Origin of the sequence: Paenibacillus sp. 2TAB26 (genome assembly GCF_052115145.1) — a bacterium.
Classification (GTDB): domain Bacteria; phylum Bacillota; class Bacilli; order Paenibacillales; family Paenibacillaceae; genus Pristimantibacillus.
Genome location: NZ_JBFRGC010000021.1, coordinates 82,856 through 97,709, shown reverse-complemented (window position 1 = coordinate 97,709; position 14,854 = coordinate 82,856). Strand labels below are relative to the sequence as shown.

The window sequence follows — 14,854 nt, the reverse complement described above, 5'->3', positions numbered from 1 at the left end:
AAAATAGAAATATTAGCTGGAGGACTGAGAGAAACATGAGCACACAAGCATCTGAACAGTCGCAGAAGCAGCTGCGAAATCCGTTAATAGAGCAACGAGCAGATCCGTGGGTTGTGAAGCATACAGACGGGTATTATTATTTCACAGGCTCCGTGCCGGAGTATGATCGGATTGAGCTGCGAAGAGCACAAACGCTGGAAGGACTTACCGATGCTGAGCAGGTTGTGGTATGGAAAAAACACGATTCGGGACCAATGAGCCACAATATTTGGGCACCTGAGCTGCATTTTATCGCTGGAAAATGGTATGTATATTTCGCTGCCGCAAGGGCAGATGCGCCATTCAGGCATCGCATGTATGTTATTGAAAATGATTCGGCTAACCCGCTTGAGGGCGAGTGGACGGAGAGGGGCCAGATCATTACGGATTGGGATTCTTTCTCGCTTGATGCGACAAGCTTCCTGCACAATGACGAGCAATATTTAGTATGGGCGCAGCAAGACCCAGCCATTCAAGGCAATACAAATTTGTATATCGCTTCGATGAGCAATCCTTGGACGCTGAAGAGCAAGCAGGTACTGATTACGAAGCCGGAGCTCGACTGGGAAGTCATTGGTTTCATGGTAAATGAGGGAGCGGCTGTTCTGAAGCGGGGCGGGAAAATATTTATGACCTACTCCGGCAGCGCCACCAATCATAACTATGCAATGGGTTTATTGACTGCTGAGGAGAACAGTGATCTGCTTGATCCGCTCTCATGGGTAAAGACGCAGACGCCAGTGTTTACAAGCTGCCCGGAAAATAGTCAATATGGGCCAGGGCATAATAGCTTCACCGTATCTGAGGATGGGGAACAGGATATTTTGATCTATCATGCTCGCAGCTACAAGGATATTGAAGGCGATCCGTTATTTGATCCTAATCGTCACGCCCGCGCCAAGATATTTACGTGGAACGCTGATGGAACCCCTGATTTCGGGAAGCCGCCGGCTGATAATTTGTAGTTAATAGCAAGAGCCGCCTGTAAAAGGGCGGCTTTTGTTATTTTAATTGATAATAAAAAAGCTGCAAGGATGGCAGGGTGCCATCTTTGCAGCTTTTATAAAATTATACAGCTTGCAAGCCAGCTTGGTTAAGCATGTTCCATGGCTTGTTGTAATGCGGCTGGAAGAAGAAATCGACGTAGCTTAATTCCTCCATCGTCATTCCGTTCTGGATGCAAACCGACAACGTATTAATCGACTGGGTGAGATCAACCTTCGATAACACCTGTGCGCCAACGATTCTGCCGCTATCCGCTTCATATACGACCTTTAAAGTCACTTGCTCAAAGGTAGGCATGAACTCAAGTCGGTAGCTATCAATGATTGTGACATTTTTCACATTCATTCCCGCAGCAAGTGCGCCTGTTTCCGTTAAACCAGTCGATGCAATGTTATAATCGTAAATTTTTATACCCGACGTGCCTTGTGTTCCAAGATATCTGACCGTTGGTTTCATCAGGTTTTTGGCAACGAGCGTTCCCATGCGGACAGCGTTTGTGGCTAAAGGAATATAGGCGTTTTGCCCTGTTGGATTATAGTGGATGGCGCAGCTGTCGCCAGCAGCAAATACATCAGCTTTGCTCGTTCTCATATAATCATCCACAATAATCGCGCCGTTAGGAAGCATGTCAACTTGGCCTTTCAGCAGCTCAGTGTTAGGACGGAAACCGATGCAAAGCACGACGAGATCTGCTTCATATTCTCCAGCTGTCGTGATGACCGTCGTTACATGACCCTCGCTGCCCTTGAACGAAGTTACCGTCTGGCCAGTTGCGATAGTTATCCCTTTATCAATCAATGCCTGCTCTGTAACGTCTGTAAATTCACGATCTAAGTATTTATATAAAATGCGTTCCATATTGTCGATTAAGGTTACCTGTTTGCCTAGCTGTTCAAATGCTTCTACGAGTTCAATACCGATGTAGCCAGCTCCGATAACTGCAATGCGGTTCGCTGTTTTTGCTTTCTCGATAATTTCTTTCGAATGGTTGTAGTTTTTGCAAAGAACGATATTTTCAAGCGCGATGCCGTCCATCTGTGGAATAATCGGCCACGAGCCTGTTGTAACGACGAGCTTATCGTAGCTTTCAGTAAATTCGTCGCCAGTTACAAGATTGCGGACCTGAATTTGTTTGGCATCCGTATCTACTGCAAGCACATCATGTCGCATATGCGTCTTCACGCCAAGCTCAGCGAGCTGCTCGGGCGAAGCATAAAATAGCTGCTCAGCATTTTTAACTACACCGCCAACATGCAGTGCGATGCCGCACGATAGAAACGAGATATTGTCATTCCGTTCATAAACGGTAATGTTGGCCTCCGGGTAAAGTGCAGCCATTTGTTTAATTGCAGCAGTTCCTGCATGTGTACAGCCAATCACAGCAATGTTCATCGTCATAAAAAACGCCTCCTATGGGATGTGTAGAGGGTAGTCTGCTATGGCAGCCGCCCCTACAACGTGAATTAATTCACAATATACTATACAGTGTGAAAAGATTCACAACCTTTGATTGCTTTTATCATATTCGCTTTTGAGAAAATTGACAAGGGGTGTTCAAGCTGTTTTTACAGTATTGATTAAATTTTCAGATTATTTGACACGTTTTGTCCACAACTTCCACAGTAACCATTTATCCATACGATTGGATGATAATAAACTAGAGCAGGGGTTGTGAATCATCAGAGTAGCAAATCTGTTTTTATTCGTTTATGGCAATTGGGCTATCAAATGTTCAGGATGGAGCAGCTTTGTGTAGGGGCTTGTTATGTAGGTATTAAACCAAAAGGCATGGAAAACTTTAAAGCCAGCGTTGAATGCGCCATCCAGCTCATTAGAACCGCCATCGCCTACAAATACTGCATTTTCGGGTAATACGCCTAACCTATCACAGGCTAATTGATATATACGTATGTCTGGTTTGGCTAAGCCAACTTCATACGAGAAAATGACATCATCAAAGTAGGGAGCAAGCTGGCTAGCTTTCCACTGGCGAATTTCTTCTTCTGTACAATTGCTAATAAGCCCTATTTTTATGTGCTTGCTTTGCAGCTCTTTCAGCATGGCAAGAACAGCTGGCTGAATCGTTAAAAATGGAGCCTGTTTTTCATCGATTCTTGTTCGATACAAGTGCTCCACTATTTGTTCGTTGTAAGGTGAATTCTGCTTCTCCAAAATGTCTCTCATCACTTCAATGAAGTTAACATATTGTCCGGTCATTCTTGCTTCTTGCCGTTTGCGCCATTCTTTCTTGAAATCGCCATGATTCATGCCGAGAAGTGCAGCATCGTCCGTGGATCTATTGATGGTGCGCTTGCCATCCGTAAATTCAGTTATCAACGTTTCAAATAAATCGAAAAAGACAGCTTTAGTGTTCAGAGGGATCAGCTCCATTTTTCAGATTTTCTAAAAAATCCTGCCGTTGTTCCGTTGACTATTATTTCGTGAAGCTGCTGTATTTTTCCTCTTGATGGAGGTAAGTGGTTTGGATTTTCATTTTGCTTCGATTTGCTTTAAACTCTTTAGGTAAAAGGGCACGCTAAGGAGGTATTCGAAATGAAAGCAGCATACGAGGATAAGGTTGTACTCATAACAGGCGCTGGGGCTGGTATTGGACGAGCGCTTGCACTAGCTTATGCGGAACAAGGAGCACTGCCTGTATTAGTGGATAAAAACGAAGAAGGACTGGAGCAGACTGGCTTGCTGCTGCAAGAGGCAGGTTATGATTCTTTATCTCTTTCTGCCGATATGAGCGAGCCTGATGCCATTATTAAAATGCTGCGTGATTTGGAAACAATTGTCGGGAGATTAGACATCGTCATAAACAACGCGGGGTTTGGCATATGGAAGTCGCCATACGACCTATCCATTGATGAATGGGATAGCGTTGTGAATACGAACCTGCGCGGGACGTTTGTCTGCTCGCGTGAGGCTGCCAAGTTGATGCGGACAACCGGCGGTGGAGCTATCGTAAACATTTCTTCTACGAGAGCAATGATGTCAGAACCGAATTCAGAAGCCTATGCGGCATCCAAAGGCGGGATCCTATCGCTAACCCACGCGATGGCGGTTTCGCTCGGCCCAGATCATATTACGGTTAACGCAATATGTCCAGGTTGGATCGAAACGGGTGATTACAGCAAGCTGCGCCCAGAGGATCATGAGCAGCATCCGTCTAAGCGGGTAGGCAAACCGGAGGATATTGCACGGGCATGCCTATATTTAACAGACCCTCAAAATGATTTTGTAACCGGAACCCACATCACAATTGATGGCGGTATGACTAGAAAAATGATTTATGAGGAGTAATTTGACGGGGGATGTAGAGCGAGTGTAATGGCATAAGGGCGGAGGTGTTGGGGCAGATCTCGTAGTGTGTCAGCGCCATATGGAGTATATTTGTTTAATAAAAAGAGGCAGTCTCAAAAGCAGTTTATCTGCTTTTGAGACTGCCATTGCTTTATTTAAAGCAGTGATTATCATAAAACAGCCTGACTATGAGGGAGCGAAAATAAGCCTATTTTCTAGATCATTTTTTACAAAGGTGCGAAGTCCATGCTTATGTGTGAAACCCCATCTTTAACTGTTACGCCTGCGCCCCTAGACTCCTCGATAAACAGCTGGATGCATCATTGGTGATCTAGACCAAGTGTAACCTGAAATGGAGCCATGAATAAATACTCCTCTCTAGAATGGTTTAGGCAGCTTCTGCGAGATGAGTATTTACTTCATGGCTTACTTTTTATGAAATCCTTCATATTACACAGGACTCAACTTCCAAACGCTTCGTGGATAGAAAGGTGACCTATTTTAGACTAGTGGTTGCCAGAAAGAGCACAAAAGGACAGATGCGTTAATACGGTAATGAATTGTCCGAGAAGCTTTTTACCTTCTAGGATAACGCATGTATTGAATACTTTTTTATGCTAATGAATCAACCAGGGTTTACGCCATCAGCTAACACGAACAAGCTTCCATCTTTGGGCGCCGTTTCCGAGATCATCCCAGATTTGAACGTTTGAACCGTTGGCTGTGCCAGAAGCAGCGACATCCAGCGCCCTATTGCTGAGTGAGTGGATAAGCTTGAAGTAACCGCTCCCGGTATCGATGATCTTCCAATGCAGGTTATCTGAGTTCGCATAATCCCAGATTTGAACATTGGTGCCGTTTGCTGTTCCTGCCCCGCTGACATCAAGCGCTTTGCCGCTGTTCGTGTTAATAAGCTTATATGCTCCGCCCCCGACATGAGTAATTTGCCAGAGCTGATTTGCCTGATTCGCACCCTCCGTCCAAATTTGCACATTGGAGCCATTCGTTGTTCCCCAAGCATCCACCTCAAGCGCTTTGCCGCTATTTGTATTGATAAGCTTGTATACACCGCCTGAAACGACACCATTGTAAACATCGTTGCGAGTAAACTCAACCCGGTCAATATCGACCCATTGGCTCGTTTGGCTGTTTGATGTGAAAAAGCCTATGGTTGCTTGCCCGTTTACAACTGCGATGTTCGAGAGTGTAACCGGCGTCCAAGCTGTGGTTACGGGGCAATTGGTTTGACGCGACGTTCCGCCAAAATCTTTTACTTCCATTACGCAAGAATTCTGCCCGCCGCTGCTCCGCATATACGCACGCAGCGTATAGCTGCCATTATCAAGACCGCTAATTGTTTGGCCAACATAAGCCGATGCAGGTCCGCTCGTTCCGGCTAGTCCGATAAAATAATTGCCCTGGGCGGCGGGTACACCGACACCATCGTTTGTGCCATGTACTTTAATTCGAGCGGGGTAATCGTCGCCAAATGTCGTCCAGCCGCTTACGTTTGCCGTTTCAAAACTCCAATTTGTTACTAGATTTGTGTTCGATGGTGTAACTGCATGACCAAATCGAATATACACTCCGCTGCTTGGATAGTCTGCACTCGTCGCTGCAAGGACGTGAGTAGAATCTATGGGCAGCAAGGCATTCCAATTGGAGCTGGTCGAGTCGCTTACTGGGAAAATATTAGTCCGATATTGCCAAGTTGCACCATTGTCTGCGCTAATCATCGTGTACATGGAGGAGAAAGCGTCGCCGGTATTCGTACTGTCATTGTCCGTTTGAAAAGAAGCAAGCAAGCGGCCATCTCCAAGCTTAACAACAAAAGGCGCACCAGCTTTTTTTCCGGCTTTGGAAGGAACATAAAGGGTTTGACGAGGAACGTTCCAGTTATAACCATCCGACGATATTTTATATTTTATAACAAAAGGATGACCTGCGACGTCGGTCGCTTCCAACACTAGGATGTATTGGCCATTAGCCATTTGGGTAATAACTGGCATTCCATCTCTAGAGCCTGCGGCAACACCGTCGCTGACAATTATTTCGCCGCTCCAGCCGTTACCGGTCCATGTTTTCATAATAAGCTTCTGAAGGCCTGTATTGCCTACAGTGGCAGGACTATCATCCGCATAATATACAGCTATTGTATTGCCAAGCATTTGAAGATGTGGTTCCCATAATCCTTTGAACGAGTTTGCTGTCGCAGAGCCGATTTGGCCGTTCGTTAAATCTGACCAGGTGCTGCCGCCATCGGTACTTTTTTTGGTTTTTAGGTAAGTGTTATAAATCGAACCCGATTGCACAACAAGGCGGTACGATAGCCAAATCTCGCCATTCGGCAACTGAAGCATTTGGCCATTACCTACATTACCGCTGGAATCAGCTGCAGCTTGTATGGCAGGAGACCAGGTATGACCGCCGTCCGTGCTGCGAGAAAGCATGACTCTTGTATTGCCCCCGCCTGCATTCGTATCGAAAGAGGCTAAAATATCGTTATTGCTCAGCTTTAGCAGCCGTGGATACCATACTCCGCCATTTTGAGGGGTGAATACGGTTGCGGTATTTGAGGGCCAAGCTAATCCAGGAGCTGCAAAAGCTTGAAAACCAGGGAGCAGAATACTGATTATAAGAAGCAAGCCAATCCATAAAGCGGTTATTCTAACCTTGCTTTGGACAAACATGTGAAACCATCTCCTCTTATTGTTTTGTAAGCGCTTCAAAACGGATTATAGAATATATTAGTATTTAAATATATACTAAAGTTAGTATATCCTGTGCTTTAAAAACGCTGGAATGATAGAAGTTGAATGAAAATGTAGAAGTATTCGTTTGAAAATGGGGTTATAGACTGATTTTTAAGGTGAAGCATTAGTTGAAAGAACATAATTTCTTATTTTTTATACTAAATAGAGTATTTAAAAGTATAACAATATAATCTAGAATGAGTTCATCAAGGAAGCGCTTGCAAAAAAAGGGAGGCGTCAAACGAAATGAATAGAAAATTATCCGCGAAGCTTGGACTTGTAATGCTATTATGCTTTGGAATGCTGCTATCGGCTTGTTCATCAGGTGGAAATGGCAACAGCTCTGCTACAAATGGAAACACGGGGAATAAAGGCGATGCAGCAACAAACGCACCGCAAGAAAAAGTAAAGATTTCATTTATGGGTCATGGCAGTCCGCAGGAGAAAGATATATTTACGAAGCTGATCAAATCGTATGAAACGAAATATCCGAACGTAAAGGTAGAGTACACAAGCGTGCCGCCTGCTGAATACAATCAGAAGCTGTCTACGCTRGTTGCATCGGGCAAAACACCGGACGTATTCTATGTATCGGGCCCGCAGTTTTACAAGTTTGCCGAAGCAGGCACGATTCAAARYCTRCAGCCGTTTCTAGAAACGACAGAGCTGTTCCAAGCCGATAACGTATGGAAACAAGCGCTWGATCGWTACCGTTTTGAYGGCAAGCAGCTSGGGCAAGGGGATTTGTACGGATTGCCGAAGGACGTAGGTCCATGGGCAATGGCCTACAACAAAACGATGTTTACTGAAGCTGGGCTCGAATTGCCGCCGGCAGAGGTTGGCAAATGGACATGGGACAACTGGTTAGATGCAGCGAAGAAGCTGACGAAGGATGAGAATGGCGATGGCAAAGTCGATATTTATGGCGGAGCCAACTTTACGCTGGAAGGCGCGGTATGGGCAAGCGGAGGCGACTTCATCGACTATACAACAGGCAAAGTAACGATTGATACACCGGAATTCGCAAAAGCAATGCAATGGGTAGCAGATCTGCGCATCAAGCACAATGTATCGCCGTCGCCGGAGGATGAGAAAGCGATGAATTCKTACTCGCGATTTGTAGCCGGCAAAGTAGGCATGTTCCCAATGGGACCATGGGATCAACCGGGATTTTGGGATTTGCCGTTTGAATGGGATATTGCGGCATGGCCGGTGAATCCGGAGACAGGCAAAGCAGGGACGTGGGTTGGCTCAATGGGTTACTCGGTATCCAGCAAATCGAAGCATGCACAAGAAGCATTTAACTTAGCAGCATTCCTTGCACTGGATAAAGAAGGACAAAAGCAAAACTACGAGCTTGGGCAAGCGGTGCCAAACTTGATCGATATGGCAAAAGGCGAGTTTGTAGCTTATGACAAAGCACCAGCAAATCGTCAAGTATTCCTTGATATTATTGAAGATTACGGCCATCCGCCAATTGAGTTCGGTTCAAAGGATACAAAATGGATCGATACGATGTGGCAAGAGGCCGGCAAAGTATGGGATGGCAAGATGACTGCTGCAGACTGGGCGAAGGAATTGCAGCCGAAGCTTCAAGAGCTGTATGACAAGGGAAATAAGTAAACGAAAGTTTCGAATGATAAACATAAATAACGAATAGCTAGTGCGAGGATGTGTACGCATGAGGAAAAGTAAACCTAGTTATATCCGCAAAGAATATGCATGGGCCTACCTGTTTGTCGCGGCCCCAGTGCTTGGCTTTCTCATTTTTGGAGTCGCACCGCTTCTTTACTCCGCGTGGTTAAGCTTCACGTCTTGGGATTTGGTTACGCCGCCTGAGTTTGTAGGTTTTGATAACTATATCGAAGTTTTTCACGATGAGAAGGTGTACAAATCACTTTTTAACACAGTATTTATGATGCTGGGCATACCCATTGGCATGATTGTGGCACTCTTGCTTGCTATTATGATGAACCGTCCGCTCAAAGGAATCTCGTTTTTACGGACAATCTATTACTTGCCAGTCATTTCACCCATTATTGCGGTGTCGTTGTTATGGCAATGGATCTTGAATCATGATTTTGGTTTGCTCAACCAAACGATGTGGAGTTGGTTCGGCATCGAAGGGCCTAACTGGTTAGGTGACGCAAATTGGATTAAGCCTTCCATGATTTTGATGGGAGTATGGGGCGGCGTTGGCGGTACGATGGTTCTTTATTTAGCCGGGCTGCAATCGATTTCGTCGTCCTATTACGAGGCAGCTGAAGTGGATGGCGCGAGTGCATTCCAGAAACTGCGGTTAATTACCATTCCACTGCTGACGAACATTCATTTTTTCGTTATTGTCATGGGCGTTATCGGCGCGTTCCAATCGTTTAGCCAAATTTACGTATTGGCAGGCGACGGAGGGCCGGAGTATAGTGCGGCAACCGTAGTATTTTATATTTTCGAAAATGCGTTCAAGTATTTTAATATGGGTTATGCCAGCTCAGTGGCTTGGGTTCTTGGCATTATTATTTTCATCGTTACACTCCTTCAGTTCCGTTTATCGAAAAAATGGGTGTACAACGATTAATCTTTTACCGTTACAGTTTGCGAGGGGAGTTTGATTTCAAATGCAACAGAAACGACTAACAAACCTTTGGGTGGCATTAATTCTATGTATCGGCTCTATTATTATGCTGGCGCCGTTCGTATGGACGATATCCACTTCATTAAAAGATCAACGCAACGTTTTTGAAATTCCGCCTAAATGGATTCCAGACCCGGCTACATTCAAAAACTATGTAACGGCTTGGAATGATTCTCCGTTGCTAAGCGGTTTTATGAATAGCATGATTATTGTCGTCTTTGTACTTGTCATTGGAATATTCGTTTCAACAATGGCGGCATATGCATTCGCTAAGATTGAATTTCCGTTTAAAGATGCTATTTTTCTATCCTTGCTTGGCACGATGATGATTCCTTTTTCCGTCGTTATGATTCCTCAGTTTATTGGCTTCTCGTCAATTAATTGGACGGATACGCTTTTACCGCTTATCGTACCCGGGTTATTTGGCAATATCGTCGTTATTTTCTTCCTGCGCCAATACTTGGCGGGAGGTTTGCCGAATGAGCTGGTGGAAGCAGCGAAGCTGGACGGCAGCGGTTTCTTCCGTACCTTCTGGACCATTGCACTGCCGGTTGCAAAACCTGCGATTGCAGCTCAAGCAGCGTTAAGCTTTATGGGCATTTGGAATGATTTTATGGGACCGCTTATTTATTTAAGCTCACCGCAGAAACAAACCATTCAAGTTCTTATTGCTTCTATGCAATCACAATATATGGGATCTTCTAACTATCCGGTAATCTTGGCAGCATCGATTATATCGATGGTTCCAGTCATTCTTGTATTCTTTTTCTGCCAACGCTACTTTATCGAGTCTATGGCGATTAGCGGCTTAAAAGGTTAGCGCATGAGATATTTTAACCTTACACAAATGAGGGCGACGAAGCTTGTCGCCTTCCTCGTTGTATGCATTGTAGTCATGTTAAGTGGCTGCAAGTCCACGCCAGAAGAAAAAGCAGTCGTACTGTTGAAGGAGGATGCTAAATTGTATACAAATTCGTTGAAGCTGGAGCAAGAGTGGGAGGATTACGGGATCGGTGATCCTTTCATCATGCGTTACAACGGTAGGTTTTATTTGTATTGCAGTACAAAGGACTTTCGTCCGGGCATTAAAGCTTGGAGCTCCGAAAATTTAGTGGATTGGAAATATGAAGGTCTAGTTACTGAAGATCTCATTACGACTGGGGCTTATGCACCTGAGGTTTTTTACTGGAATGGCAGCTTCTATTTATATACATCCCCGGCAGGCCAAGGGCATTATGTGCTGCAAAGCGACAGCCCAACGGGCCCTTTCGTCGTCAAAACCGAAAATCTCGGAAATTCTATCGATGGCTCTGTTTTTATTGACGATGACGGGAAATGGTATTTTACGAATGCAGGCACGCAAGGCATCGTTGCGCATGAAATGCCAGATCCATTAACGATTGATGTTGGCGTAACGACTAATGCATTTCTTGGACATTGGACAGAAGGTTCAATGATCTGGAAGAGAAATGGCCTTTACTATATGACGTATACGGGCAATCACGTATTTAGCAACGGTTATCGGGTGAACTATGCGGTATCCAAGGATGGGCCTTTCGGCGATTATACGATTCCTGCAAACAATCCGATCGTCATCAGCGTAAAGGATGAATTTAAAGGGCTTGGCCATAGTGCAACAGTGCTTGGGCCGGATATGGACTCTTATTATTTGACTTATCATAATCTGGTTGGACATTCTTCTGAAGGCCCGCCAGTACGTGAATTGAACATTGATCGACTTGCCTATAACGGTGATAAGCTGGTTGTTTTTGGTCCATCTCATGATCATATGCAGCCTGCGCCAGCAATGCCTTCATTATATAGCTGGCTCACTGACGGCATTTCTTCAGAACAATGGGATAAATCATCGTCCGCGGCTGAACAAAAGGTACTGAGTAAACTTTCGACGGAAGATGCCTTTATTGCGGAATATAACTTCCGATTGAATTTTTCGGACAGTGCAGTGGATAGCGGTACGATTGCAGCAGTATTCTCTTATGCAGATGAAGCTAATTATTCAGCAATCAAGCTGTGGCCAGGCAAACATGAGATTGGGTATGTAACGGTTCAAAATGGATCAGAGAAACAGCTTGCACAAGCACTGCTTCCTAGTGAATTTGATTACTCGAAGCTGCATACGATTCGTGTTGAGCAGCGTGATGACAGCGTTCTTGTCTTCTTCGATGGAATGAAAAAGATAGAGGAGCATACAGCTAAGCCGAGCGGCGGGAAAATTGGCTATATCGCCAATCAGTCGCAGCCAATTTATGAATATACAGCCTTTACGAATGAAGCAGGCGGCAGCAGTGATTTTGAGGCCTATAAGCCTGTGCCTGGGGCAATTGAGTCGGTTCATTATTTGAAGGAAGCTGATCGCGGCTTTCATTTGGAGCAGAAGTCATCCGAGACCAGTGATTTTAGGAAAGCAGACGGTGTACCGATTCGCAAGCTGGATGACGGCAGTTATTCCGTGAGCCTGCTGCAAGGCGGTGACTGGTTGAAATACAAGCTGAATGTGAAGGATCATGCGAAATACGGGATCGGCTTAACGCTTAAAAAGCCGGAGAAGGATGTTGTCTTGGAATGGTCAATTGACGGCGGCGAAGCCGTGAAGACGAAGATCAAAGCCGATGACCCAGCCTTTGTAGAAGGTACAGCGAAGGTTCGAATTGGAACAATCGAAATTGCGGCAGGTTTTCATGAGCTTAAGATAGAGCTGAAAGCTGGACCAGTGGAAATGCATTCCTTTGAGCTGTTTGCTATAGACCTGCTGGATAAGGAGCAGCCGTTCCATTCATTATCCTCTCAAACGGGAATGGGGCTGTTTGGACAATCGGAGGATGATTATAGCGGCAGCGGCATAGATGATGACATGTTGTTTGCGGGCAGTGACAATTGGGACAATTATGAGCTGACGTTTGATGTGCAGTTGAATGCAGAAACGGATATCGGAGGCGTTTTTGTTCGAGCTTCCAATGAATCCTACCATCCGGCTCAGGTTAGGGATGCAGTCATGGGCTATTACATCGGCATTTCTTCTTCGCAGCTAACTTTGAATCGGATGAACTATGATTCCAATTTAGTAGCTAGTGAAACCGCAGAATTGGAAACTGGTAAAGCCTATTCGTTCAGAGTTGTTGCAAAAGACGGGAACATACAATTATTTCTGGGGGATGGCTCAACTCCAGTTATTAATTATACGGACCCTTATCCATTTTTGCATGGCAAGGTAGGCATTCGGTCAGAACGTTCAACAATGTTGTTCAACCATTTAATGATAAATCCGCTAAAAAAATAATATATAAGCATAAGCAATAGGACTGGAGTGGGAACATGATGGATGCAATACGAAATGAATATCCAAGACCGCAATTTGAGCGATCATCCTGGTTAAACCTGAACGGGGAATGGGAATTTGAGTATGACGACTCAAACGCAGGTTGTGATAATAAATGGTTCGAGAGAAAACAGTTTGATCGCAAGATTCAGGTGCCATTTTGTTACCAAAGCGAGTTAAGCGGCATTAATGAAAAATCGTTTCACGATATCGTATGGTATCGTAAAAGTATTGAGGTTCCAACGGAGTATGCAGGGAAACGAATCATTCTCCATTTCGGTGCTGTTGATTATGAAGCAAAGGTATGGGTAAATGGACATTTAGTAGCAAGTCATGAGGGAGGCCACACCCCATTTCATGCGGATATTACTGCTGTGTTGAATGCAATAGGCCCCAATAGCATAGTCGTGCGTGCTCAAGATTATAGTAAAGACGTCACGCTGCCTAGAGGGAAGCAGTATTGGAAGGAGCAGTCAGAGCAAGTTTTCTACACGCGAACGACTGGGATTTGGCAAACGGTTTGGATGGAGGCTGTTAATCAAGCATATGTGAGCCGAGTGAGATTGACGCCGGATATCGATCATAATAAAATTCATATTCGCAGCTTTATTAAGGGAACGGAATTATATAATGGCTTGCGACTTAGCATTAAAATATCGTTTGAAGGTGAATTAATCGCTGAGGATGTTATTCGTGTTATGGAGCAGGAAGAGGAGGTCTCTATCAAGCTTCATGATTTTAATGATCATGGGCTTGGCCGCTGGTGGTCACCGGAGAAGCCAAACTTGTATGATGTTGAATTTATGCTGCTTGATGGAGAACGAGAATTGGATCATGTCAAAAGCTATTTCGGTATGAGAAAGATATCCATTGAGGATGGCGTTATTTGCTTAAACAATCGCCCTTATTATATGAAGCTAATTTTGGATCAAGGTTATTTTCCAGGTGGTGTGCTAACAGCTCCAAGCGATGAAATGCTCCGTACGGACGTCGAGCTGACCAAGCAAATGGGGTTCAATGGGGCGAGAAAACATCAAAAAATAGAAGACCCGCGTTATTTGTATTGGTGCGATAAGCTAGGACTGCTCGTTTGGGGCGAGATGGCCAATGCGTATCAATACTCCGAACAATACGTGACGCGTATCATGAATGAATGGCAAGAGGCTGTTCACCGTGATTACAATCATCCTTGTATCGTCGTGTGGGTTCCGCTTAATGAAAGCTGGGGAACGCCAAATATATTAATAGACAAAAGGCAGCAGCACCATGCCTCTACTCTTTATTATTTGACCAAATCTCTCGACGATACAAGACCTGTTATCTCAAACGATGGTTGGGAGCATGTGAAATCTGATATTTACACGGTTCATGATTACGAAAGCAATGAACAGATACTGGCAAGTAGATATGCAACGCCTGAAATGTCCGTCAAATGTGATCCTCAAGGCAGAAAAATACTTGTGCCTGGGTTCACTTATAATGGCGAGCCGGTGCAGTTATCGGAGTTCGGCGGTATTTCGTATATTAAGGATAATGAAGTAGGTTGGGGGTATTCTTCGGCTAGAGACGATCAGGACTTCTTGAACCGTTTAGTTGCCGTGATGCGTCCGATTATAGCGGCTGGCGGACTGCAAGGTTATTGTTATACGCAGTTAACGGATGTTGAGCAGGAGAAAAATGGCTTGCTGTCCTTCGAGCGTGAACCGAAGCTTCCTATTGAAACCTACCGAGAGTTAAACAAAGGAATGATCCCGGTTCTATAGGCGACATTCCAATGCTGCG

General features: G+C 44.8%; 10 protein-coding genes. 7 read left to right on the top strand and 3 right to left on the bottom strand.

The window, feature by feature from the left end:
- Positions 1–35 precede the first annotated feature (35 nt).
- Positions 36–1,004 (top strand): glycoside hydrolase family 43 protein, encoded by a 969-nt coding sequence (locus tag AB4Z50_RS23240; protein ID WP_441882666.1) that lies wholly within the window; start codon positions 36–38, stop codon positions 1,002–1,004.
- A gap of 103 nt (positions 1,005–1,107) precedes the next feature.
- On the opposite strand, the gene AB4Z50_RS23235 is transcribed toward AB4Z50_RS23240, so the two are convergent.
- The gene (locus tag AB4Z50_RS23235) at positions 1,108–2,436 is read right to left on the bottom strand and encodes an FAD-dependent oxidoreductase (RefSeq protein ID WP_441882752.1); all 1,329 of its coding nucleotides are present in this window, start codon (positions 2,434–2,436) and stop codon (positions 1,108–1,110) included.
- A gap of 315 nt (positions 2,437–2,751) precedes the next feature.
- Positions 2,752–3,435, bottom strand: coding sequence for an HAD family hydrolase (locus AB4Z50_RS23230; protein WP_441882664.1), 684 nt, complete (start codon positions 3,433–3,435; stop codon positions 2,752–2,754).
- Between the two features lie 162 nt (positions 3,436–3,597).
- Here AB4Z50_RS23230 and AB4Z50_RS23225 point away from each other — a divergent pair, with 162 nt between their 5' ends.
- Positions 3,598–4,350: an SDR family NAD(P)-dependent oxidoreductase gene (locus AB4Z50_RS23225; RefSeq protein WP_441882661.1), complete on the top strand. Its 753-nt coding sequence runs from the start codon at positions 3,598–3,600 to the stop codon at positions 4,348–4,350.
- A gap of 644 nt (positions 4,351–4,994) precedes the next feature.
- On the opposite strand, the gene AB4Z50_RS23220 is transcribed toward AB4Z50_RS23225, so the two are convergent.
- A complete protein-coding gene (locus tag AB4Z50_RS23220) occupies positions 4,995–7,040 on the bottom strand; it encodes an RICIN domain-containing protein (protein ID WP_441882659.1) in 2,046 nt (681 codons plus the stop codon).
- 309 nt (positions 7,041–7,349) lie between these two features.
- On the opposite strand from AB4Z50_RS23220, the gene AB4Z50_RS23215 reads away from it, so the two are divergent.
- From AB4Z50_RS23215 to AB4Z50_RS23195, 5 genes are read left to right on the top strand one after another with little or no spacing between them, the layout of a single operon-like run.
- Positions 7,350–8,726: an ABC transporter substrate-binding protein gene (locus tag AB4Z50_RS23215; protein ID WP_441882657.1), complete on the top strand. Its 1,377-nt coding sequence runs from the start codon at positions 7,350–7,352 to the stop codon at positions 8,724–8,726.
- A 58-nt stretch (positions 8,727–8,784) separates the two neighbouring features.
- On the top strand, positions 8,785–9,678 hold the full coding sequence (locus AB4Z50_RS23210; protein ID WP_441882655.1) for a carbohydrate ABC transporter permease: 894 nt from the start codon (positions 8,785–8,787) through the stop codon (positions 9,676–9,678).
- Positions 9,679–9,718: 40 nt separating this feature from the next.
- Positions 9,719–10,555 carry a carbohydrate ABC transporter permease gene (locus AB4Z50_RS23205; protein ID WP_441882653.1) on the top strand — a complete coding sequence of 279 codons (837 nt, stop codon included), beginning with the start codon at positions 9,719–9,721 and terminating at the stop codon, positions 10,553–10,555.
- 3 nt (positions 10,556–10,558) lie between these two features.
- Positions 10,559–13,033: a family 43 glycosylhydrolase gene (locus tag AB4Z50_RS23200; RefSeq protein ID WP_441882651.1), complete on the top strand. Its 2,475-nt coding sequence runs from the start codon at positions 10,559–10,561 to the stop codon at positions 13,031–13,033.
- A 38-nt stretch (positions 13,034–13,071) separates the two neighbouring features.
- Positions 13,072–14,835, top strand: coding sequence for a glycoside hydrolase family 2 protein (locus AB4Z50_RS23195; protein ID WP_441882649.1), 1,764 nt, complete (start codon positions 13,072–13,074; stop codon positions 14,833–14,835).
- Positions 14,836–14,854: the final 19 nt, after the last annotated feature.